Source organism: Pontibacter chitinilyticus, from assembly GCF_039748935.1.
Taxonomy (GTDB): domain Bacteria; phylum Bacteroidota; class Bacteroidia; order Cytophagales; family Hymenobacteraceae; genus Pontibacter; species Pontibacter chitinilyticus.
Window position 1 is genome coordinate 410,334 of record NZ_JBDIZJ010000001.1, and the last position, 21,676, is coordinate 432,009.

At 49.0% G+C, this 21,676-nt stretch carries 22 protein-coding genes and 1 tRNA gene; 10 read left to right on the forward strand and 13 right to left on the reverse strand.

The window, feature by feature from the left end; all coding sequences use genetic code 11:
* Positions 1-23 precede the first annotated feature (23 nt).
* The 5 genes from ABDW72_RS01725 to ABDW72_RS01745 form a co-directional block, all read right to left on the reverse strand.
* A complete protein-coding gene (locus ABDW72_RS01725) occupies positions 24-905 on the reverse strand; it encodes a DUF2279 domain-containing protein (RefSeq protein WP_347156724.1) in 882 nt (293 codons plus the stop codon).
* 90 nt (positions 906-995) lie between these two features.
* Positions 996-2,300, reverse strand: a complete 1,305-nt coding sequence (locus ABDW72_RS01730; RefSeq protein WP_347156725.1) for a cryptochrome/photolyase family protein — start codon at positions 2,298-2,300, stop codon at positions 996-998.
* 68 nt (positions 2,301-2,368) lie between these two features.
* A complete protein-coding gene (locus ABDW72_RS01735; RefSeq protein ID WP_347156726.1) occupies positions 2,369-3,079 on the reverse strand; it encodes an SDR family NAD(P)-dependent oxidoreductase in 711 nt (236 codons plus the stop codon).
* 307 nt (positions 3,080-3,386) lie between these two features.
* Entirely contained in the window at positions 3,387-4,673 is a 1,287-nt protein-coding gene (locus tag ABDW72_RS01740) for a site-2 protease family protein (RefSeq protein WP_347156727.1), read from the reverse strand.
* Entirely contained in the window at positions 4,660-5,292 is a 633-nt protein-coding gene (locus ABDW72_RS01745; protein ID WP_347156728.1) for an HAD family hydrolase, read from the reverse strand. Before ABDW72_RS01745 ends, ABDW72_RS01740 begins: the two co-directional genes overlap by 14 nt.
* A 97-nt stretch (positions 5,293-5,389) precedes the next feature.
* On the opposite strand from ABDW72_RS01745, the gene ABDW72_RS01750 reads away from it, so the two are divergent.
* Together ABDW72_RS01750 and nudC are read left to right on the forward strand one after the other, a co-directional pair.
* Positions 5,390-5,463 (forward strand) — tRNA-Ile (locus ABDW72_RS01750).
* Positions 5,464-5,826: 363 nt separating this feature from the next.
* Positions 5,827-6,783 (forward strand): NAD(+) diphosphatase, encoded by a 957-nt coding sequence (gene nudC / locus ABDW72_RS01755; protein WP_347156729.1) that lies wholly within the window; start codon positions 5,827-5,829, stop codon positions 6,781-6,783.
* Positions 6,784-6,789: 6 nt separating this feature from the next.
* Here the strand turns inward: nudC and ABDW72_RS01760 are convergent, their stop codons facing one another.
* The 6 genes from ABDW72_RS01760 to ABDW72_RS01785 all read right to left on the reverse strand — a co-directional run bounded on the left by ABDW72_RS01760 (position 6,790) and on the right by ABDW72_RS01785 (position 9,960).
* Positions 6,790-7,200, reverse strand: coding sequence for a c-type cytochrome (locus tag ABDW72_RS01760; RefSeq protein ID WP_347156730.1), 411 nt, complete (start codon positions 7,198-7,200; stop codon positions 6,790-6,792).
* Positions 7,187-7,876 carry an SCO family protein gene (locus ABDW72_RS01765; RefSeq protein ID WP_347156731.1) on the reverse strand — a complete coding sequence of 230 codons (690 nt, stop codon included), beginning with the start codon at positions 7,874-7,876 and terminating at the stop codon, positions 7,187-7,189. Before ABDW72_RS01765 ends, ABDW72_RS01760 begins: the two co-directional genes overlap by 14 nt.
* Positions 7,860-8,294 carry a hypothetical protein gene (locus ABDW72_RS01770; protein WP_347156732.1) on the reverse strand — a complete coding sequence of 145 codons (435 nt, stop codon included), beginning with the start codon at positions 8,292-8,294 and terminating at the stop codon, positions 7,860-7,862. The genes ABDW72_RS01765 and ABDW72_RS01770 overlap by 17 nt, the downstream gene beginning before the upstream one ends.
* A gap of 84 nt (positions 8,295-8,378) precedes the next feature.
* The gene (locus ABDW72_RS01775) at positions 8,379-8,762 is read right to left on the reverse strand and encodes a hypothetical protein (protein ID WP_347156733.1); all 384 of its coding nucleotides are present in this window, start codon (positions 8,760-8,762) and stop codon (positions 8,379-8,381) included.
* A gap of 244 nt (positions 8,763-9,006) precedes the next feature.
* Complete coding sequence (locus ABDW72_RS01780; RefSeq protein ID WP_347156734.1) at positions 9,007-9,432, reverse strand: DUF2267 domain-containing protein; 426 nt, start codon at positions 9,430-9,432, stop codon at positions 9,007-9,009.
* A 198-nt stretch (positions 9,433-9,630) separates the two neighbouring features.
* Complete coding sequence (locus tag ABDW72_RS01785) at positions 9,631-9,960, reverse strand: DMT family protein (protein ID WP_347156735.1); 330 nt, start codon at positions 9,958-9,960, stop codon at positions 9,631-9,633.
* 150 nt (positions 9,961-10,110) lie between these two features.
* On the opposite strand from ABDW72_RS01785, the gene ABDW72_RS01790 reads away from it, so the two are divergent.
* From ABDW72_RS01790 to ABDW72_RS01820, 7 genes are all read left to right on the forward strand, one after another.
* Positions 10,111-10,749, forward strand: coding sequence for an SIMPL domain-containing protein (locus ABDW72_RS01790; RefSeq protein WP_347156736.1), 639 nt, complete (start codon positions 10,111-10,113; stop codon positions 10,747-10,749).
* Positions 10,750-11,071: 322 nt separating this feature from the next.
* Positions 11,072-13,033: a DNA topoisomerase (ATP-hydrolyzing) subunit B gene (gyrB, locus tag ABDW72_RS01795; RefSeq protein WP_347156737.1), complete on the forward strand. Its 1,962-nt coding sequence runs from the start codon at positions 11,072-11,074 to the stop codon at positions 13,031-13,033.
* A 516-nt stretch (positions 13,034-13,549) separates the two neighbouring features.
* Positions 13,550-14,311 (forward strand): hypothetical protein, encoded by a 762-nt coding sequence (locus tag ABDW72_RS01800; protein WP_347156738.1) that lies wholly within the window; start codon positions 13,550-13,552, stop codon positions 14,309-14,311.
* Positions 14,312-14,386: 75 nt separating this feature from the next.
* Positions 14,387-14,953, forward strand: a complete 567-nt coding sequence (locus ABDW72_RS01805) for a DUF4738 domain-containing protein (RefSeq protein WP_347156739.1) — start codon at positions 14,387-14,389, stop codon at positions 14,951-14,953.
* Positions 14,954-15,041: 88 nt separating this feature from the next.
* Positions 15,042-15,467, forward strand: a complete 426-nt coding sequence (locus tag ABDW72_RS01810; protein WP_347156740.1) for a hypothetical protein — start codon at positions 15,042-15,044, stop codon at positions 15,465-15,467.
* 89 nt (positions 15,468-15,556) lie between these two features.
* Entirely contained in the window at positions 15,557-16,090 is a 534-nt protein-coding gene (locus ABDW72_RS01815) for a hypothetical protein (protein WP_347156741.1), read from the forward strand.
* Between the two features lie 115 nt (positions 16,091-16,205).
* On the forward strand, positions 16,206-16,658 hold the full coding sequence (locus ABDW72_RS01820) for a VOC family protein (RefSeq protein ID WP_347156742.1): 453 nt from the start codon (positions 16,206-16,208) through the stop codon (positions 16,656-16,658).
* Between the two features lie 44 nt (positions 16,659-16,702).
* Here the strand turns inward: ABDW72_RS01820 and ABDW72_RS01825 are convergent, their stop codons facing one another.
* A complete protein-coding gene (locus ABDW72_RS01825; protein WP_347156743.1) occupies positions 16,703-17,641 on the reverse strand; it encodes a DUF5996 family protein in 939 nt (312 codons plus the stop codon).
* Positions 17,642-17,899: 258 nt separating this feature from the next.
* On the opposite strand from ABDW72_RS01825, the gene ppk1 reads away from it, so the two are divergent.
* Complete coding sequence (gene ppk1 / locus ABDW72_RS01830) at positions 17,900-20,002, forward strand: polyphosphate kinase 1 (protein WP_347156744.1); 2,103 nt, start codon at positions 17,900-17,902, stop codon at positions 20,000-20,002.
* 701 nt (positions 20,003-20,703) lie between these two features.
* On the opposite strand, the gene ABDW72_RS01835 is transcribed toward ppk1, so the two are convergent.
* Entirely contained in the window at positions 20,704-21,603 is a 900-nt protein-coding gene (locus ABDW72_RS01835) for a Ppx/GppA phosphatase family protein (protein WP_347156745.1), read from the reverse strand.
* Positions 21,604-21,676: the final 73 nt, after the last annotated feature.

Consider the following 21,676-nt stretch of genomic DNA (forward strand, 5'->3'; position numbering starts at 1 on the left):
TCTTTTATAGTAAACGGGGCAGCTTAAAAGTATAGCGGGTGTAACTTAAAGCCGGTTTTGCTGTTATATTCTAGGGCAGGAGCGGGTATTTTTACAATGCTGAGCACGTAGAGGGCTGTGTTCAGGAGCTTGCTACGGCCTTTAAAGTATAGCAGGTTCAGATCGGGGCTGAGATAGAACTGGCGATAGGCATGCAGGCCTAGCGCCTGGTTACCGGCGGGGCTGTTGTACACCATCTCCTCGGCTCCGTAGCCTACAGCCACATTCAGCCAGCCAGGGTACTTACACTCCTCCTTCAGAAAAGCGCCGACATTGGCTGAGAACCAGTAGGTTTGGCCGTTGTAGTCTTTCAGAGCCTGCTCGGCCAGGTTACTGCCCAGCACATTGGGCCGCATGCTGGCGTAGTGGGTGGAGTGGAAGCTATACTTGGGCAGGATGCGGATCTCGTGCCAGGCCAGCTCCTGTGAGATAACTGCAGCCGAGCCCAGCGCGTTAGCTGCCATATCACCCAACGAAGCGCCATACTCCGACTGAAAGCCATCGAACACCTCTACCGGCGTTTGCAGCGTCAGCCCCAGAAGCCCGCCATAGATGATCGCTTTTTTCTCCGGTACGCCTGCCCAGCGGAGCATATCTACCCCGGCGCGGCTCTCCTGGAAAGCGCCCCAGAAATGCCCTACCTTATCAACCTGCTTCCACTCGTTATTGTCATTGAAAAAATGGAAGTCCGTACGTTCCTGTTCGCTGTACCAAGCCTGATTTAAAGACACCAGCATACTGGTATAACCCACGCCAAAGCTGGTGCCCAGCACCAGCAGCCGCTTTTTGTGGAGGGCCGTAGTGTCTGTTTGTACCTGTGCCGAAGCAGCCAGAGGGACGCTCAGCAGCAGGCATGAAAGTAGCAAAAGGAAGTATAGCTGTCGCGGAAACATGGGTCAAAGATACAGCATCACCCGCTGCTTGTGGCTATACTCAAATAAATTATGCCGGGCACACTAGCTGCTTTCTGCCAGCGCGATGCCTTGCTTGTATACTTCCAGTGCGCGGTTGCGGGCGGCGGTATGGTCTACCATCGGCTTGGGGTAAGCTGGCGTGCCATACTCGGGTACCCAGCGTCTGATGTAGGTATAATCCTTATCGAACTTTTTTACCTGGCTCTCGGGGTTAAAGATTCGGAACCAGGGTTGCGCGTCGGCCCCGGTGCCGGCAGCCCACTGCCAGTTACCTATATTGCTGGCCTGCTCGTAATCCAGCAGCTTTTCGGCAAAGTAAGCTTCGCCCCAGCGCCAGTCAATGAGCAGGTCTTTGCACAGAAAGCTGGCCACTACCATGCGCACCCGGTTGTGCATAAAGCCCGTGGCGTTTAGCTCCCGCATGCCCGCATCAACCAGCGGAAAGCCTGTTTTGCCTTCGCACCACTGCTGAAATTCCGCCTCATTATTGCGCCACGCGATACGGCGGAACTTAGGGGCAAAGCTCTCCTGCGCCGACACGGGGAAGTGGAAGAGCAGCTGCATGAAAAACTCCCGCCAGATGAGCTCCTGCAGCCAGGTGTCGTTGTGCTGCAGGGCGATTTGCACTGCTTGCCGCACACTCACTGTGCCAAAGCGCAGGTGCGGGCTCAGCCGCGAAGTAGCATCCAGAGCAGGCAGGTTGCGGGTGCTGTCGTACTGCTGGAGCGTTTTTGCAGCCAGATTTGCTTCCGGAACAGGGATGGTTGCGCTCTCAAAACCCAGTTCCTGAAGCGAGGGTACGCTCGTGGCCGCATGCTGGAGCAAGTGGTCAATGTGCTTTTCAGTGGAGTAGGAGCTTGCCATTTCTGGCGTAAAGGCTTTCTTCCAGGCGTTTTTGTAAGGTGTGTATACTTTGTAGGGTGTGCCGCTCTGCGTCAGGATCTCCATCTGCTCAAAGATCACCTGGTCTTTATACAGTTGTAGCGTCAGTCCCTTTTCCTGAAGCAACTCCTGTACCTGCGCGTCCCGCTCGCGGGCATAGGGCTCGTAGTCGCGGTTGGCATAGATGCCCTCCACTTCATGCGCCTCCAGCAACTCCCGAATCACCTGCAGCGGCTTGCCCTGCTTTACGAGTAGTGTGCTGCCTTGTGCCTCCAGCTGCCGATGCAGTTCCAATACGGTATCGTGGATGAACGTGACGCGCGCATCGCTGCGATCGTTGAGCTGATCTAAAATGTCGCTGTCGAATATAAAAAGGGGGAGCACCCGTTTACCGCTGGCCAGAGCGTGGTACAAGCCGGTATTGTCGTGCAGCCGCAGGTCGCGGCGAAACCAGAAAAGAAGCATTGGTGGACTTACGAATTAAAATTACGGATGAGGTGGTGCTTCGCCTTTGTTGTTCAGAGGCATGGGCCCTAGAGCAGTTTTACGGTGCTCATGCCGCCGTCGATATGCAGGATTTGGCCGGTCATCCAGCTGGCATCGTCTGAGAGCAGGAAAGCGGCCGCGGCAGCCATGTCCTGCGGCTGGCCTACGCGCGCCAGCGGGTGACGTTTGGCAGCGGCCTCAGCTTTCTCCGGAGTGCTCAGCAGCGAGCCAGCGAGCGGCGTATCGGTAAGGGAAGGGGCGATGGCGTTAAAGCGAATACCGGCAGCGGCATACTCGGCGGCCAAAGATATTGTTAGCCCCTGCAGGCCCGCTTTGGCTGTGGCAATGGATGCATGATAGGGCATACCTACTTTGGCTGCTACTGTGCTGAAGAGCACCACACTGGCACCTTGCTTTTTCAGCTGCGGTAGCACCGTCTGGATCACCTGCACCGCTCCCAGTACGTTCAGCTCCAGGTCTGCCCGAAAATCTTCCGGTTTGATCCGTTCGAAGGGCTTCAACTTTATACTTCCGGGGCAGTATACCAGTCCGTGCAGGGTGGAGGGGAGCTGGTTGGCAAAGCTGCCGTCAAACCCCAGCACATCCAGCGTCAGATGCTGCAACCCCGGCGCCGCTACTTCTGGCGGCTTATTGCGGGAGGCCACGTATACGTTTGCCCCGCTTTGCTGTAACAGTTTTGCCGTTTGCAGGCCGATGCCGGAGGTGCCGCCGACAACTAGAATGTTTTTCCCTTCCATAATCAGTTTTACAGACAACCTGTGGCACGGGCCTTTTGTTTGCGTGGAAAGCTGATTGAACTTATATAATCAAATGATAAAGTGTTTTGCGGAAGTGATACAAGTATGGCTCCGCAAGTATAAATTAGAAAAGCCTTCAGTCTGACAGTTTATAGTATAAATTAAGACATTGTAAAACGCTACAAAATATACCGCGCAAATGGCATTTGTCTACCGCTATTTATAAGCTGTACTATCTCCTCCATACTTGCTTCTCCTGTAACAATTTTAAACTTAGATACACCCATAGGCAAAACAGCCCTGACTTTTAACCCAGGATAAAGGGTGAAGGGCAAAAACAAAGTATAAAAATGATAAAGGCCAGAATACCCAATATGCGACGGGCAGGCGTAATTGGCTCTTCTACCAGGCTGGACGGATGGAAAATGCCCATGAGACGCGAAAGCAACAAGCCGAACACAAGCCACCCCGTATACCCGTCTGCCTGTGGAAAAGCAAGGCAGATAAGTACCTGTACTGTTAATACAGCACCTGCCAGGTATAAATTGAACCGGATGGTAGGCGATGCTGGCTGCAGCACAAATACCAGGTATAAAACATAAAACGGCCACAGCCAGATATAAGCTTCTGCTTCCGGAAAGATTGTGGCAAAGCTGTACTGCAACAGCAGCATGGCAGCAGTTGCACCCAAGCCATAGCGCTTGCTATGGAGCAATTTGCGGTAAGCCCAATATGCAAAAGGAGCTAAAAGCACCAGGAACTCCTCCGACCAGAGCGGGGCGTTATAGGGCGAAATAACTCCTAAACCGGCGTAAAGTATAAAGCAAGTATAAAAGACAGGTGAAAGGCGGTTAAACCGCTCATGTCCCAACAAGCCGTAGAGGATATGGCCACCATCCAGTTGCCCGATCGGGAGCAGGTTTAGGGCCGTAAAAAATAGCGCTAGGAAACCAGCAAAAACAAGCGGGTAATGCATGATCTCGTAGTGAGTGGGTACCAGGGCAGGATCAGCTACAAAACGCTCGAAAAACATAAACAGCAGGTTCGTACCTAAGGCAAAACTGCCGGGTGTGTTGTATACATGCTGCGCATAGTCCAGGCCATACTGCTTGTACTCGGGATGTATGGAAAAAATGTAGGTCGGCTCCGGCAGGTGTGTAAAAGCATAAAACAGCAGCGGTACGGCCACCACAAAACCAGCCAGCGGCCCGGCAATACCAATATCAAAAAACTGCTGCCGTGATAGAATGCGACTTTTTATGCGTATAAAAGCTCCCATTGTACCAATGGAAGAGGTGATGCCGAACCACAGCGGGATATAGTAAGGTAGTGTGACCTGGGTGCGGTAGTGCCTAGCTGTGAAGTAGTGCCCAAACTCATGTACAGTCAGCACGCCCAGGAAAGGGAGAGAGAAATAGAGACCGGCCAGCAGTTCATCCCACGACAAGGTACCTGACCAGTTCAGGCCATACTGGTCCAGAAACAGCAGCTTGCCTTTTTCCCACTCTGCCCCGGAAATGGTGGTCGTTACAAGCGTAATACAGAACAGCAGCAGATGCAGGCCGTACGCCTGCCATAGTTTACGCCACCTCATCCTGAAATACCTGGTTGATCGTTAATGGCGGCTGCAGGTGCAGCGTTTGCAGGCCTATCTTCTCAGCACTGACAATGTGCTGCATGCTGTCATCTATAAAAAGTGTTTCCTGTTTGTTTAGATGGTGCTGGGCTATAATGATTTCGAACACATCGGCATCCGGCTTTCGCTTGCCAATCAGGTGCGAGTAGTAACTTTGCTCAAATAAGGCATCCAGGCTGGGGATGGTAAAGCTGTGGGCCACCATTTCGTTAAAGCGTTTCAGATGGATGGCGTTGGTATTGCTAAGCAGGAAGATGCGGTACTTTTTACCCAGCTCCAGCAGCAGGTCAAGGCGCTCCTGCGGAATGTCCAGCAGCATGGCATTCCAGGCCGCGTCAATTTCCTCGTCACTTGCATTTATATGATAGGTGTCCCGCAGGTTATTCCGGAAAACTGCGGGCGAGCTGACGCCTGTCTCAAACAGATCAAACAGGTGCGACTGTTCTGCCTGGCTGAACGCAATGTTGCAGCTGTCCTGGCAAAGCTTCTGTAGCTCCTGAATACTTTTGTTATAATCTATATTGATGATAACCCCGCCGAGGTCAAAGATGATATTTTTAATGGAAGCTAAATTCACGAAAAATTCTGCGTTTCTGTTTGAAATATTGAATGCAAATATGTAGAATTGCACTCCCAAATCAAAGAAAGCGGGTTTCTTTAGCTTTCTACGGGCCGGGCCTATAGCTCATTCGGTTAGAGCAACTGACTCATAATCAGTAGGTGCCTGGTTCGATTCCAGGTGGGCCCACTTGATAAACAGCCACTTACGAGTATAAATCGTTAAGTGGCTGTTTTATTTCCATACAAATTAGTGAAACAATGGGTGTTTGTACTCCAATGTACATGCTACATAAAACTCAGTAGTTGTTTGAGTGGGGTATGCCTATTGAAAGGAATATGACTAAGATAAAAATCTGTATTTTCTCTTTCTCAAATGCTTTGTTTTTCTTGAAGATCCCCTCTGTCATCACAACGGTATTGCCTTAATGCACAATGTCTCCACCCTCTATCACCAGTTAATATTGCCCAATTGGCCAGTTAAAGGAGAGCTTCGCTGCAGCTAACTGGTAAATTGAAAGAAATGTACTAAGTTTCGGCCCTTAATAAGACGATGGAAAAGATGAACTACTTCTCTCATAACCCGCTGGACCGCCGCTTTGACTTACGTACGAATAGGGCGCAACTAGAGCTTCTCCGGAAGCATCCGCAGGCGCAATTTCTATTGCTGCACAACAACCTGCACCTGCTCCGGGAACTGGAGGATGGCCAGCTACAGCCCGTGTCTCTGTCCTGGAAAGAGGCTGAAGCACTGGAGCCCATGGCGCGGGTGTTTCTGGGGTTAGAGGGAGAAGTACCCTATTTTGTGCTAGGCTTTGAAGAGCAGGCGGAGGAACTGACAAAATACCTGCAGTCCCCCTTCGTGTTCAAAGACCTGAAAGACGTGGCTTTGCAATTACCTCCGGAAGAGAGTGCTATACTTGCCCATGCCCGGGCGTTGCTGCATTGGAATCTGCGCCACCTGTATTGCCCCAACTGTGGCAGCCTGACGGTTAGTATGGAGGCCGGCCACATGCGCCAATGTACGAACGAAAGTTGTGGCCTGCACCATTTTCCCCGCACCGATACAGCCGTGATCATGCTTATTTCGGAAGGCAATGCCTGCCTGCTGGGGCGCCAGGCGGCGTGGCCAAAGTACCGCTACGCCACCCTGGCAGGCTTTCTGGAGCCCGGCGAAACACTGGAGCAGGCAGTAGCCCGGGAGGCAAAGGAGGAAACAGGCGTGCAACTGGCAAGTATAACGTATCACTCCTCACAGCCTTGGCCCTTTCCGGCTTCTGTTATGGTAGGCTTTATGGCTACAGCCAGCACCCGCGACTTAGAGGTGAACTATGCAGAAATGGAAGACGCGCGCTGGTTTACGCGCGATGCCATTGCAGACGGACTACGGGAAGGCACCTTTCTGCCCCCGCCGCAGGTGTCTATCTCTTTCCGCCTGATCCGCGACTGGTACAATGCCGACCCTGCCTACCGGCTGGAAGATGTGCTGGAAGGCCTGCCACGCCTTTAAACGAGCTTAGCGCCTGGGGCAGAACTCCAGGTAATCTTTTACTTCCTGCATAGTATAGCGCTCGTTCTTATTGCCAAAGTTCGTTTGGATGTAGTTGAGCAGGTTGGCGATCTCGTCATCGCGCAGCTTATTCATAGGCGGCATGGGGCGGTTGTAGCTAACCCCGTTTACCGTAACCTCCCCGTTCATGCCCTGCCGCACCAAACAGGGAAGCTGCTTGCGGTGCGAGGCAAGGTAATCCGCTTTGGCAAGCGGCGGAATAACACCGCGCAAGCCGCTGCCGTCGTCCATGTGGCAACTGGCGCAGTTGGCCGCATACACCCGCTGCCCTTCGTTCTGCTGCTCTGTAAAACATTGGGTAAGGGTGGTGAGGGCCGCAAGGCCCGTCACCACCGCTATTATCCTACTTTTTCGCATGCTGCTGTTCCTCGTTCAGCAATACTGGAATGTCTGTCATTAGCTGGTCTACTTCCAGCGGATCGGTGCCGTCGTATACACCGCGTATGTGGCGGTTGCCATCTATCAACATAAAATGGCCGCCATGTATGTACCCCCCGTTCGCACCTTTGGTTTGCTGCACGGGTACCAGGTATTTCTCGGCAATAGCATAAATGCTGTCTTTGTTGCCGGTTACAAAATGCCACTTGTCAGCTTTTACACCCAGCCGCTCCGAAAAATCTTTCAGAACAGCCACGGAGTCGTGTTCCGGGTCAATCGTATGGGAGAGGAGCAGCACATTGGGGTTGGTCTTAAATTTATCGTATACGCGTAGCATTTGCGTTTTCATTTTCGGGCAGATGCTGGGGCAGGTAGTGAAGAAAAAATCCGTCACATATACTTTGTTGTCGAAGGTCTTATTAGTCACTACCTGGCTGTCCTGGTCTACAAAAGCAAAAGGCGGAATAGCCAGGTACGCGGTATCTTCTACTGTTTTGCCATTTACCTGGTGCTCCACCACATCGCGTTCACCAAGTATAGGCAGTTTGCGGGCTTCGTTGCTGCTATTGCCATTGCAGCCGTAGAGCAGCAAAGCGCTTAAAGCCAGCATTGGGAAAAATACGGCGTGATTATACTTCTTATTTTTTCTGTTCATATGTGTTATAAGTTTGCCGGGCAGCCGCAATGGTGCTGTCCATTTTTGCATTTACTTTATTGATCTTTTCCTGCTCCTGCTTCAGGTAATCGATGGCTTGCTCATTGGCCAGGCTATCGGGCGCATGATACTGGTGCATCCAATTCATCATGGCTTCGTCGGCTTTGCCCAGGAGCTGCAGGTGCAATTGCAATAGTTGTAAACGGGTAGTGTCGGTCTGCTGTGCTACCAGCGAATCGCGCAAGCTCCGGATGTCGCGGCGCAGGTGGTAAATGTCGCCCATTTTGTTCATGGCTTCGTCGTGCGTCGCCATCACCTGGTCCTGTAAGGCTGCCTTTTGTTCCTGCACAGTAGGGCCTTTATTGCAGCTTGCCAGCAACGCACAGGGCAGTGCCAGCACTATGAAAAGTCTTTTCATGAGGTTATTATCCGCTTTTAAATTCGGGATGTTAATGTATAAGTATAAAGGTTGCTGCCTGTATTGCAGCAACATCGGAAAGCGTTATACTTGTGGCGGATGGTAGGTGGGGGGCAGCGATACGCATAGCAGCAGGTAAGTATACCTACCCTGCGGCGCCTGCGACTCTGGGTAAAAAGATGCGGAAAGAGCGAAGGCGGCGTTCGGAAGAGCTTCTGTTACATGGAAGGCATGCAGCAGAAGCGTCAGATCGTCTTTGCCGGAGCCGTGCGGGTGCAACTGACGCAATTCTTTCTTCAGCTGGCATTTGCCCAGGCACATAGCAATGGGCTTGTCGCGGTTTACACAGAGCACGGTGGCCATGTGCTCATAGTTGAGCTGATAATGTACGACAGGAGCTAAAAAGCGGAACGTCGTCATCAGGTAGATGATCAGAATACTCAGGCCGATAGCATTGCTGCGCCACATGCTGCAAAGGTATGGCCGCAGGTTGGCAACTGCAAGTATAGGGGCAGAAAGCAGCCAAAAGCAACCGTATACTTATCTAAAGCGCTGGCAAAAACCAGTTCATCAATTCGTTACCCAAGTCAGGAGCAGCTACCCAGCTCTAAGGCATGCGCTACCAACGTAAAGGCTGTTGCCCTGACCAGCAACTGCGCATAGAAAAAGCCCGCTTGAGAACGGGCTTTTCGGATATGGTGCAAAAAGAAAATTATGCCGGAAGGTTCACGTCGGAAGGCAGAGCGTGCGTAATTTGCTTGTACTGCCCCGCTGACAGGTGGCTGCGCAGGAATTTCATCACGTCCTGAAACGCGTAGTACGTATGGTCCAGCGTCGGGAAGTCAGCCTCGCCAGTGTAGGTATCTTTGCTCCGGATAAACTCCAGCCACTCATCTTCGTGCCGGATACGCATAGGCTCGTGCAGGTGAAAGCCATCGTAATATATTCCTTTCCAAATGATGGGCAACTGAGATCCGAAGTGGATCGCTTCCCCAGTTGGAATGCGGTCGCGTAGCGCATGAAGCACAGCCCTGAAAATGCGGGCAGTCTTTTGTTCGTCGTCTATCCCCAGAAAGCCGCTGAGTTCGTGTAGCCACGTTTTAGCATCCTTCAGATAGTTTTCAAAGTTCATAGCCATAGTTTGTTCTCCTGTGTTTTTGTGTGATTAATACGTTCTGTTCGCTACTATAAAGTAACGCGTCAGCACAGGCAGGGTTTTCTTTCAGGCAGATACGCAGCGCCAGGCAGATAGTATAGGCGCACAAGTATAAGCCGGTTGGGCTGCTTGTCAGTTGAATGGAAAAGTAGAAGTTGATGCAGCAGTTAATGGCCAAGGTCACCACTTTTTAAACACGAAGAACACCGCGGCCAGGAGCAGCACAAAGCCAACGATATAATTCCATCTCAGTTCCTCGCGCAGGTATAACACCGAAAAGCAAATGAACACAGTCAGGGTGATTACCTCCTGCATGGTCTTGAGCTCAAATGCGGAAAACTGGCCATAACCCAGGCGGTTGGCCGGCACCTGAAAGCAGTACTCGAAGAAGGCAATGAGCCAACTCACCAGTATAGCTTTCCAGAGAGCGACCTCTTTAAAACGCAGATGCCCATACCAGGCAAAGGTCATAAAAACGTTCGAAACAAGCAGCAGCAGGAAAGTTCGCATCAGCACGGATTTAAGCTGCAAATCTCCAGAAAAAAAGAACTGCTTTGGTATACAAGGCTTCAGAAAATTTTAGCGCAGCTGCCTGTTCCTTTGGCATGATTCTCGATATTGAAGCACTATATAGAAGTATCCTATACTTAAGCTAAAACTATGAAAGAAAGAACACTAGTCCTGTTGGCTTTAGCCTGCAGCCTTACTGCGTTCAGCAGTTGCACCACGCGTCAGTCTGATGCCGGGGAAAATTACCTGCAGGTGATTGGCGAATATGAGCAACAGATGCCCGAGGCAGGTTACCGGCTCAACTTGTCCTACAATGGCCCGGTAGCTAAGCGCGACCAGTTTGTGACCTGGGCCGATTCACTGCAGCGCAAGGTGCCCAATATGGTAAAGACAAACGAAAACATCTTTATCAACTACATGCCCGAGCAGATGGGGCAGAAGATAAAGCCTGACATGTACCAGACCAGTGTGACCTACATGCTGACGGTGGAGGACAGTACCCTGTACGGCCAAATTGCCAAGGACCTGCTCCGGCGCAATATTCCTTTCAGCATTAACGTAATGGGTACCTTCCTGAATCCGTCGCAAAAAATAAAGCTGCAGGAAACCATGATGGAGCAGGCGCTGCAGAATGCCAGAACCAAGCTCAGCTTTCTGGCAGGCAAAGGCCGCAAGTATGAAATTATTGGTGTAGAAGAGCTCGACAACACCGCTCCGTACGGCCCGGAATATTATGACTTTAACCGTAAAATGGTTTCGCGGATAAAGGTGAAGGCCCGCTTGGAATAAGGTACTGCTAAATGCTGCCTTAAAGAAGCTATAGATAGGTATCTGGGGTTTTTGAGCATACATGTATCCTTAGGCTTTCTAATTTATGTAGCTAAAAAGGCGCCCGCATTGGCAGGTGCCTTTTTTGTGTTTTAGAGGGAGGAGCCCGGCAGTAAAAGGCACTAAAAGCAGGCCAAAAGCGTTTATACTTAGACGGTTATACAAGTACCATTGCTGTAGCATTGCTAAAGCGGGAACCGGGCAGCAAGTATGGCTGCCAAAAGTATAGTATAAACGAAATAAAAGTGGTAATTTTACCTACTAAATCTACAGTATAACACACATGAGTGAAGTAGAAGGAACAAAGCAAATAGCCAACAATTATTCAGCAGATAGCATTCAGGTACTGGAAGGACTCGAAGCCGTTCGGAAACGTCCGGCCATGTACATCGGCGATATCGGTATCAAGGGCCTGCACCACCTGGTGTGGGAGGTTGTAGATAACTCCATCGACGAAGCCCTTGCCGGCCACTGCGATGAAATCTCTGTAACTATCAACGAGGATAACTCGATCACTGTATCCGACAACGGACGCGGTATTCCTACGGATTTTCACCACAAAGAAGGACGTTCGGCGCTGGAAGTAGTAATGACGGTGCTGCACGCCGGCGGTAAATTCGATAAAGACACGTACAAGGTTTCCGGTGGTCTGCACGGTGTGGGTGTATCCTGCGTAAACGCGCTCTCCACCGACCTGCTGGTAACCGTTAACCGCAATGGGAAGATATTTGAACAAGCGTATAAGATAGGTGTGCCGCAGTACCCGGTGCGCGAAATTGGTGAGACGGAGAGAACAGGTACTACTGTTCGCTTTCAGCCGGACGCCTCTATCTTTACTACCACCGAGTATAAGTATGACACCATTGCCAGCCGCCTGCGCGAGCTCTCGTTCCTGAACAAGGGCATTCGCATTAACCTGCAGGATTTGCGCGAGATGGATGACCAGGGCGAGCCACTTTCAGTATCTTTCCTGTCGGAGGGTGGCCTGAAAGAGTTTGTAGCGTACTTGGACGAGACACGCGAGAACCTGATTCCGGAGCCTATCCACGTGGAGAGCGAGAAAAACGGCGTGCCAGTGGAGATTGCTTTGCAGTATAATACCTCGTATTCTGAGAACATCTTCTCTTACGTAAACAACATCAACACTATTGAGGGCGGTACGCACGTGGCTGGTTTCCGCCGTGCGCTTACCCGTACTTTGAAATCATATGCCGAGAAATCCGGTATGTTGGATAAGGTGAAGATTGATATTGCCGGCGACGACTTCCGGGAAGGCTTAACAGCAGTAATCTCTGTAAAAGTACAGGAGCCGCAGTTTGAAGGACAGACCAAAACCAAGCTGGGTAACTCGGAAGTTTCCGGTGCAGTAGATACGGCCGTAGGCGAAATGCTGAACCAGTACCTGGAGGAGCACCCACGAGAGGCCCGCACGATTGTGCAGAAGGTGATACTGGCTGCGCAGGCGCGGTTTGCTGCCCGTAAAGCCCGTGAAATGGTGCAACGCAAAAGCGTGCTCTCCAGCACCAGCTTACCCGGTAAATTAGCCGACTGCTCCGATAATAACCCGGAAAACTGCGAGATCTACCTGGTGGAGGGTGACTCAGCCGGCGGATCTGCCAAGCAGGGCCGTGATCGGAAGTTTCAGGCTATCCTGCCATTGCGTGGTAAAATCCTGAACGTGGAGAAAGCACAGGAGCACCGCATTTACGAGAATGAAGAAATCAAGAACATGATCACGGCCCTCGGCATTAGCTTTGGCACCAAGGAAGATGATAAAGCGCTGAACATGGAAAAACTCCGTTACCACCGCGTGATCATCATGACGGATGCGGACGTGGACGGATCACATATTCGTACCCTGATCCTGACCTTCTTCTTCCGCTACATGAAAGAACTGATCGAGAACGGTTATATCTACATTGCGCTTCCGCCGCTTTACCTGGTAAAGAAAGGCAAGGAAGAACGCTATTGCTGGAGCGAGCAGGACCGTGTTAATGCCATTCAGGAGCTAGGCAAAGGCAAGGAAGATAGTGTTGGGGTGCAGCGTTACAAGGGTCTGGGTGAGATGAACCCGGAACAGCTCTGGAATACAACCATGGACCCTGTTACCCGCAGCTTAAAACGTGTCTCCATCGAGTCTGCTGCTGAAGCGGATCACCTGTTCTCTATGCTGATGGGAGATGAAGTAGGACCACGACGTGATTTTATTGAGCGCAATGCCAAGTATGCCCGCGTAGACGTGTAATTTACGGAAATTTATACTTTAACAGCGGCGGCTGCACCTTTCCGGAGGTGCAGCCGCCTTTTTTGTGCTATACCCGGAGTTCATGTTATGTAAGACACCTGCCTGAAGATGAGTACCTTTTCTTCAGGCAGGTGCTAATAGCCGTAGTCAGAGTAGAAGAGGTAGGTGTTGCCTTTGCCAGTGCGGTAAAGGGCGGAAAGTAGCGGAAGTCCAAGCCAGCCCCGTTTGGAGCACCTGCTGGCAGGTGATGGTTTTGTTTAGCAGGCCTCCCGGCCTGAGAATGTTATTGTTGCGGCCTAAGATGAAGTTGGTACTGCCACTACATATAAAGCATGGTACGTCTGCTTGATACTCTTCGAAAATTCTTTATATTGGCTAAAGGATATACTATGGAAGCTGCTAAAATAATTGAAAAGCTAAAAAAACCCGGAGTAAATCAGGCCTAACCACTTCCGCACATAATGGCAATAACCGGAATGGCTCCTTATACACTATAGTTAGCGTTCATATAAATTAATGAAAATCATCTTCAACATTTTATTTGTCTTATTTTTTGTTGATGCTTGGGCAACCGACCAAGACCCTGACGTTTTGTATTACCAAGGGAGTAAATATTATCTGTATAGCAACACAGTTGATTCCCCGCTTGAGTCTTTTACCCAACTTAAAGAGAAGTTACAGAGTGTTAATAAGGATTGGATGGATAGCGGTTGCTGGAGGAATTTTACGGCAGAATGGACTATAGAAGGCGGGCAGTTGTACCTAACAAAAGTAAAAAACTGCAAGGATGGCAAGGAAATCAACTCATTGGTTGAGAAGGCCATCAACAAGAAGTTCGTTGACGGAAAAATGAAGGCTGACTGGGTTAACGGAGTTTATTGGGTAGGAAGTGGGGAGAGATACTGGAATGCCTTTGAAAATGAAATAAAATTCACGTTTGAAAGTGGAGCCGTGGTAAGGACCAAATATTACGCTTCGCCAGACTGCTCATATAGCAATAGGGATACATTAGAAAGCTTCATTTACTCTAACATAAATTGGGAAGAATTACCGAATAAGAGAGAGGATGTGTCCATAGATTTTGAAACGGACAGTGAGGGAAAGATAGTGCAGGCAAAAGTTCGGCACAGCGTTAGCGAAGAATTTGAAAAAGAAGCTTTGAGGGTGTTACGAAATGTACCATGTTGGAAGGTCTTTACACATTTTGGAGAAGTCTTTGGGTGGCGGGATATTGATATTACATTCAGCGAAAAAAATAGAAAGAAATATACACGCTAACCCTGCACATAAACCAAACTTCAGCTACGCCTCGTTCGCTTTATGTACTAAACCGTTGAGTGAAATAAATAATCAATGAAAAAAGAATTTTTAGCTTCGGTTCTTTCAGTTCTTTGTTGCATGTCGTGTAGTACAAACAAAGATTTAGAAGTTGAAACTTTACCAACAACCTCAGCTGAAACTCCTGGAATTGTAAAAGAGATTTCAACAAAATCAGTTGAAGAAGTCAGACGTGAATACTGGCCTCTCGACCATGAAATTTTTAAAGAAGATACAATTATTCATGTAAATGGAGTATATCATATTAGCACGTACAACTATAGCCTTAATGATAGTGCTGTAGTCCATGAAGCAACAGACCACTTGGGTAAATTTTTAGTGCATAGCCATAATAGAGTTGCTGACGTTACCATACTCCAGAACCAACAGCCGTTCGTAAAAGCCTCTTTGACAAAAGACATTTTTGAACAAAATATTGAGCTTTATCTCACAGGAACAGAATTTATAAAATATGATAATGGAGCTTTTATTTTTATGGTTGGTGCCTGTATCCCAGATACAGATGTATGTGAAGCTGCTGAAGTAGCAATTGACAAAGAAGGAAAGGTTAAGGTAATCCGTTTTGTAGTCGAAGAAGAATAGAATTACTCCACTCAACACGGTGCAGCTTTTATGCTCGGCTACGCCTCGCCCATCGGCTGCACGAATAACGTTGTGAAAAAGCTAAAGCATGAAATACAAAGGGGATTATAGTAAAGTTTTCATGGCTCTTTCAAAAAGAATAGGAGCTAAATACCTTGATACTTCCTATCAGGCAATTGAAGAGTGGGAGTCATTAGTTGAGCAAATGAAGAACGGGTATCACGGCATCCAACCTGAACTTGAACATGATTTAGAACTTATCAGGGAGCCTATCGAGACTTTTCTGGTAGACCCAAACTTAGGCCAGTTTAATGACCATCAGGAGTTTAAAGGAAGAATAGAAGCATTAGACACAGAATTTATAAAAATATCAATTGAGCATCCAGAGTGGAAAAGGAAGAATGACTTTAGATGGTGGAGTAGCAGAATCCTGAAGTACGGTGCTAAGAAGTATGCAAACTTTATGAATGCTCATCTTGATAAAAACTTAGGCATAGTAGTCAAAACCATTTAAACAGCTTTTTCACAACAAAGCATAGCAGTTATGCCTCGGCTACGCCTTGTTCGTCATTTATACAAGTCGTTAGCCAGCATTTATACCCTATGAAAACACAATTGCTTGCCGCTATACTTGTGGTATTCTTTTTACAAGCGAAAGCTCAGACACCAAACCCGGATAGCTATAAAAAAGCAGTGTTTATTGAAGCTTTCGGCCAAGGCTTGCAAGCCTCTGTTAACTACGACATGCGGTTGAACAGGGGTGTGCCGCGTGGGCTCGGATTTCGTGTAGGAATTGGAGGCAACTTTACAGGAACCATAAATGCTGAAACCGGAAATAAAGCGAAAGGTGCTGTTGCGTTTCCAATAGGCTTAAACTACCTCCTTGGCGAAATCAAAAGTTCCTTTGAAGCAGGCTTAGGGCTTTCACCTTATTACGCGAACACGGTTCTTAACAGTCCCACAAATCCAAAAATCATAGGTAAGAATGGCTGGGGGACAAACGGGTATATGAATGTAGGTTATCGCTTTCAGCCGCTGGATAATGGGTTTATGTTCAGGCTCAACTGGAGTCCTGTCATAACTAGCACGGGTTTCTTAGCACAAAATTTTGGAGTTTCTGCAGGGTATAGCTTTTAAGCGGGAGCTTAAGCTATACTATACAACGTGTGGGTAGTATACAACTAGTAAGTATGGCCGCTGTGTTTTTGATTTAGACATACTTAAAAGTGCAATCCTGTAAAGAATTAATAAGATGGAAGAACAACAGAAAAAAACGGCAAACAGCGCTTCAGCAAACGATGCAACTCCGAAGGTAACGGGAGTTGGTGGAATTTTCTTTTTATCCGAAAACCCCGAAGAAACGATGGCCTGGTATCGAAAGAACCTCGGGCTTGAAACCAACGCGTATGGTTCCACCTTTGAATCCAGAAATGTAAGCAGACCCGAGGAAATCAACCAACTGCAGTGGAGTCCATTTAAAAAGGGTAGTGACTATTTCGCACCTTCTAAGAAGGACTTCATGATCAATTACAGGGTGCAGAATATTCAGGGACTAGTAAATAAATTACAACAAAACGGCGAGACGATTCTGGATGAAATTCAAACGTTTGAGTATGGGAAGTTTGTTCATATACTAGACTCCGAAGGAAACAAGATAGAACTCTGGGAGCCGACGGGAAGCGCAGACGAAAAAGCAACGGAATAAAGCAGGACAAACAGATTGAAAGTAAACCAGCAGAATAGCAGCGGCTACCGCTCCAGCGGCAATACTTTTAACGCTTCCTCCGGCCACTGCGCCAGCTTGGCACCCGCCTGGTAAGCGCTTTCCAGAAAGTCAAGTAGCGCTTGCCGTGGCTGTTCTAATTGCCGTAGCTCTTCGTAGTTCAACAGGGCCATCGGGCTGCCATTCGACTCTACCCACGAGGCTTGCTGCGGCTGTAGGGGCTCCTGATCCAAGCCGTTGGGCGATGGAAAGGTATACGCGTAGAAAGCCGGAAAGCGCACCTGCGCGTCGCCGGGCCAAAAACCAAAACTGATGACCTCGTGCGAATAAGCGTCCTTTTCGACTACGCTGGCGCCCTCGCGCAGTGGCAATCGTTTACCCGAGAAGCGCGTAACGGTCAGGTCCATGTGGTGCCAGTAGAGTTGCACAGGGCAGGTTTTACCATAAAAGCGGCCGCTAAACTCCTTTAGCACCTGATCTACACTCACCAGCACCCGCCAGTAGCGGTTCACCCATTCCGCATCGTATGTTGCGTGCACGTGGTCTTCGGCAAACGGAACGGTACTTACATTATCGTAAGGCTTTGCCAGGATTTCAACATGAATACCCAGCACCTCCAGCGCCTTCATTACAGCTGTATAAAACCCGGCAACCGTCAGCCCGTCCTGCAACGCTAGTTCTTCGGTGGCACCGGTGCTGGTATGCAAGCGGAGCTGATGATCGATAAAATCAAAATCTATTTCAAACGTATAAAATTTATAGGGAATAGGGCCGGTACCCAGGCCACGGCTGGTCACATACAGCGTAACGTTCCACCAGTGGTTGCGGCGCGGCATCAACTCCAGCCGTATCTTCCCTACAACCTGCAGGAAAAGGTGCAGGGTTTCTTTAGTAGGTTCCCAATCCTCCAGCGGCAGCGGCGGAAAAGCATAGGTACTATCTCCGGGTATATCAGTAGCATCCATGTTGAAGCAGCTTTAGATGATGCTTTGTATACTTAGCACCTGAAAATTAGTTGTGCGGCAACACGAACCTGCAGCTGTGCCATGGATTTAAGCAATAACTTGAGAAAGGGATAGCATTTGTTTTGGGTAGATCCTGAAAAATAGGGATTAAAAAATTAAATTAGCATTTGAATCCATTTTATATACGATTTTCGTTATATTTTGACCTAGCTTATACCTGCTACGGCAATGCACAGCCCTTCATTAACACGAGAGAACATGCTTATCAATAAGGTTTCGGACCAGATAAAGAAAAGTAAATACATTAGCCGCGATCTCAGCTGGTTGCGGTTCAACTACCGTGTGCTCGACCAGGCTCGCGACACAGGCAAGAGCCTGTTCGACCGGCTCAAATTTCTGGCCATTACCTCTTCTAACCTGGATGAGTTCTTCATGATCCGGGTAGGTAGTTTGTACAATTACATCGATTATGGCAAAGAGCGCACGGACTATTCCGGGCTGCGAGAGCTGCCCTTCCGCAAGAAGCTGCTCGACTACGCACACCGGTTTGTAAACGACCAGTACCTGACGTACAACAACGAGTTGAAGCCCCTGTTCTGCAAGAGCGGGTTTGATATACTTAAGGTGAGTGAGCTCACTGAGATTGAGCAGAAAAAAGCAGATTCTTTTTTCAAGAATACCATTTACCCGCTGCTGACCCCCATGGTATTCGACAACTACCATGGCTTTCCGCTGTTAATGAATCAGTTGCTTACTTTCGGCATCGTTACCCGCACCACGGAAGAGCAGAAAGCGCAGGACCGTGTTACGTTTGTGCAGATACCGCAGAACCTGGCCCGTTTCTTTGAAATTCAGCGCAAAGAGAAGATCATTTTTGTGCCGATAGAGGAGATTGTCCGCTGGAAAATTAAAAAGCTGTTCCGCAACGTCGAGATCGTTTCGGTGAACCTGTTCCGGATTACGCGCAATGGAGACTTTACACTGGAGGAGTCGGATGACCTGGAAGCCGACTTTGTGCAGGAGATCAAGGCTAAGCTTAAAACCCGTAAGAAGGGGCGTGTGGTTCGGCTGGAGGTAGAGCGGAACCCCTCGCTGTTTATGATGAAGGTGCTGAAGGAGCGCTGGACCATTGATAATGCCAACGTTTTTACCATCAACAGCTTGCTGGACCTGCGGGGCCTGTGGCAGATCGTCAATCACCGGCAGTTCAGAGACAAGGGCTTCCGGCAACCTTCAGCGGTATTGCCCCTCAGCCTGCCTGCCGATGGGGTAGAGATGTTTGAGTACCTGAAAGAACATGATGTGCTGCTCCACCACCCCTATAACAGTATGGAGCCTGTTGTAAATTTGCTGGAGCGGGCCGCCGAAGATCCGTCGGTACTGGGGATTAAGCAGACCATCTACCGCCTTGCCGACCAGTCTCGCGTAACGGCGGCACTACTCAAAGCGGCAGAAAACGGCAAGCACGTATCGGTTCTATTTGAAGTGAAAGCACGCTTCGATGAAGAGCGCAACATCAAGGAAGGGGAGCGCCTCGAAAAGGCCGGCTGCTTTGTGATCTACGGCCTCAGCAAGTATAAAACGCATACCAAGATGATGATGATCATCCGAAAAGAAGGGGAGAAAGTAACGCGGTATGTGCACATTGGCAGCGGCAACTATAACGAACAGACCGCCCGTTCCTATACCGATATTAGCCTGCTGACGACCAATGAGGTATATGCACATGATGTATCGGAGTTCTTCAACGTTATTACCGGGCACTCTAGGCCAAACGACTATAAGTACCTGATGACCTCGCCAAAAGCAATGCGCCACGACCTGATCGAGCTGATCCGGCATGAGGCGCGCAATGCAAAGAAGGGGCTGAAAAGCGGCATCGTGATCAAGATCAACTCTTTGGAGGATAAAGAGGTGATTGATGAGTTTTATAAGGCTTCCAAAGCAGGCGTGCCAATCAAGCTGATCGTGCGTGGCATCTGCTGCCTACGGCCGGGGCGGGAGGATCTGAGTGAGAACATATCAGTGAAAAGTATCGTGGGCGAGTACCTGGAGCATGCCCGCATCTATTATTTCCATAACAATGGCGAGCCGAAAGTATATGGCGGTAGTGCCGATTGTATGGTGCGCAGCTTCGACAGGCGCATTGAAGCGTTGTTCCTGATCGTGAACGAGGAGCTGAAGCGGGAGGCCATCAACATTCTCTACTACAACCTGCTGGATAACCAGAATTCTTACATCATGCGCGAAGACGGCACCTATGCCAAGAAACGTGTCAGCGCAAGCGAAGAGAGTGTGGACATACACAAAGTGTTTTACAACAAAGCGTATAGCGAAGAGCCGACCATGGAGTTGGTGTAAGGTGCTACTTTCAAAAAAGCGCTGCAATTTATACTTACAGTATAGTTGCAACGCTTTCTTGTGGCTATTACTTCCTTCTTCTGTGTAAGATGATCCGTTTGAACATAGCCATTACTTTCTATAACTAACCTTATCTCCAGGGGGTTTCATCCTCTATTTACTGGTGCGAATCTCCACATTTGTGACTTGAGGTGAAGGTAAGATCTCTGACTTCACTGGCCCGCAGGGACACACAAGCAACACACGTTAAGATCAGCATAGTACACACTGCTTGAAAAGCAGAGATTAATTCTTTTAAATTGCCAGAAATAAAGCCAAATACTGGTGTTACGGTTTAGGCGCTTAGCTAGAGTTTCACCTCGCCGGCTAGGCCCCACTTTTCTCCTTGATGAGAGGAACCACCCCGCCTGCGGCACCCCTCCTTGAAAGAAGGAGGGGAGTGCAAAAGAATCAAGACCTTCGCTGAACACTCGAACAGTGGAGTGTCATAAAGTGCATAAAGCTAAAGTTGTATGCTTTGTAGGTTCAGAAAGATTATAGTAATTAAAGGGAAAAAGCGTCCGTATTCTTCTTATATGATGAACTCCTTAGAGAGAAGAGGAATAATGGCTTAAATCGAAAAATAGCAGGAGCAATACAAATGGATGCTGGCGGACTTTAAACAACTATTTAGCCATTTCGCAATCTTAGCCATTCATCAATTAGTTAATGCTGTCGATGGTAAAACGTTCGGGATGGTAGCGCTCGTAGAGGGCGTGCAGCATGCCGTCCTTCAGGCCTACGTTAGGCACCAACATACTTTCCAGCTTTGCCCACTTCATGGCTGATAAGTATATTTCGGCTGCCGGCAGAATAACGTCGGCGCGGTCGGGGTTCAGGAGTAGTTTCGTCAGGCGCTCTTCCATACTCATGGCGGCAATGCGTTGCGCTACTTCTTCCATCTGTTTCCGGAAAATAGGCTTGCCAACTGTTTTTCCAGCCAATTCAAAAATCTTATTCATGTTACCGCCCGTTCCAACAGCCCGCATCAGGTGGTACTTTCTGGCATTTGATTCTATCCACTCACGCATACTGTTCCAAAGTACTTCTGATTCGCTGCCCTGCATGTGCCGGATGGAGCCCTGCTCAAAAGAGCGCGACGCCATCTTTTCACGATTAACATAGATGTTGAATTCGGTACTGCCGCCGCCGACATCAATGTGCAGGTAATTACGCTCATCCAGAAAGCTGACAATGACCCGGTTGATCAAATCGGCCTCCATCACACCATCGATCACCTGTATTTCCATATTCAGGGCTTCGCGTACGCGAAGCAGCACTTCCTCCGCATTCCGGGATGAACGCATGGCCGAGGTGGCGCAAATCATATAATGGTCTACCTCGTGCACCTCCAGCAAAAGCTTAAAGGCATGCAATAGCTTGATGAATTTCTGGATTTTCTGCTCGCTAATAAAGCCCTGGCTGAAAACATCTTCGCCTAAGCGGATCGCGTACCGGATATACTCAACGCGCTTAAAGATTACTTTCCCGTTCTGGTTCAATGCGCTGGATATCTGGCATCGCACTGCGTTAGAACCAATGTCAATGGCGGCTAGCTTCAAATGTAACGTAGTTTAAGTTTCAGTTGAATGTGGCTGTAAAGATAAGCAGAATAGAGAAACACGCACGCATTAA

Excerpts from the sequence above, each read along its gene's own strand:
- ABDW72_RS01805 (WP_347156739.1), top strand. The coding sequence starts at position 14,387 with ATGAAAAAAGAATTTTTAGCTTCGGTTCTTTCAGTTCTTTGTTGCATG.
- ABDW72_RS01760 (WP_347156730.1), bottom strand. The coding sequence starts at position 7,200 with ATGCGAAAAAGTAGGATAATAGCGGTGGTGACGGGCCTTGCGGCCCTC.
- ABDW72_RS01790 (WP_347156736.1), top strand. The coding sequence starts at position 10,111 with ATGAAAGAAAGAACACTAGTCCTGTTGGCTTTAGCCTGCAGCCTTACT.
- ABDW72_RS01775 (WP_347156733.1), bottom strand. The coding sequence starts at position 8,762 with ATGTGGCGCAGCAATGCTATCGGCCTGAGTATTCTGATCATCTACCTG.
- ppk1 (WP_347156744.1), top strand. The coding sequence starts at position 17,900 with ATGCTTATCAATAAGGTTTCGGACCAGATAAAGAAAAGTAAATACATT.
- ABDW72_RS01820 (WP_347156742.1), top strand. The coding sequence starts at position 16,206 with ATGGAAGAACAACAGAAAAAAACGGCAAACAGCGCTTCAGCAAACGAT.
- ABDW72_RS01730 (WP_347156725.1), bottom strand. The coding sequence starts at position 2,300 with ATGCTTCTTTTCTGGTTTCGCCGCGACCTGCGGCTGCACGACAATACC.
- ABDW72_RS01800 (WP_347156738.1), top strand. The coding sequence starts at position 13,550 with ATGAAAATCATCTTCAACATTTTATTTGTCTTATTTTTTGTTGATGCT.
- nudC (WP_347156729.1), top strand. The coding sequence starts at position 5,827 with ATGGAAAAGATGAACTACTTCTCTCATAACCCGCTGGACCGCCGCTTT.
- gyrB (WP_347156737.1), top strand. The coding sequence starts at position 11,072 with ATGAGTGAAGTAGAAGGAACAAAGCAAATAGCCAACAATTATTCAGCA.
- ABDW72_RS01815 (WP_347156741.1), top strand. The coding sequence starts at position 15,557 with ATGAAAACACAATTGCTTGCCGCTATACTTGTGGTATTCTTTTTACAA.
- ABDW72_RS01740 (WP_347156727.1), bottom strand. The coding sequence starts at position 4,673 with ATGAGGTGGCGTAAACTATGGCAGGCGTACGGCCTGCATCTGCTGCTG.
- ABDW72_RS01770 (WP_347156732.1), bottom strand. The coding sequence starts at position 8,294 with ATGAAAAGACTTTTCATAGTGCTGGCACTGCCCTGTGCGTTGCTGGCA.
- ABDW72_RS01785 (WP_347156735.1), bottom strand. The coding sequence starts at position 9,960 with ATGCGAACTTTCCTGCTGCTGCTTGTTTCGAACGTTTTTATGACCTTT.
- ABDW72_RS01735 (WP_347156726.1), bottom strand. The coding sequence starts at position 3,079 with ATGGAAGGGAAAAACATTCTAGTTGTCGGCGGCACCTCCGGCATCGGC.
- ABDW72_RS01825 (WP_347156743.1), bottom strand. The coding sequence starts at position 17,641 with ATGGATGCTACTGATATACCCGGAGATAGTACCTATGCTTTTCCGCCG.
- ABDW72_RS01765 (WP_347156731.1), bottom strand. The coding sequence starts at position 7,876 with ATGAACAGAAAAAATAAGAAGTATAATCACGCCGTATTTTTCCCAATG.
- ABDW72_RS01810 (WP_347156740.1), top strand. The coding sequence starts at position 15,042 with ATGAAATACAAAGGGGATTATAGTAAAGTTTTCATGGCTCTTTCAAAA.
- ABDW72_RS01780 (WP_347156734.1), bottom strand. The coding sequence starts at position 9,432 with ATGGCTATGAACTTTGAAAACTATCTGAAGGATGCTAAAACGTGGCTA.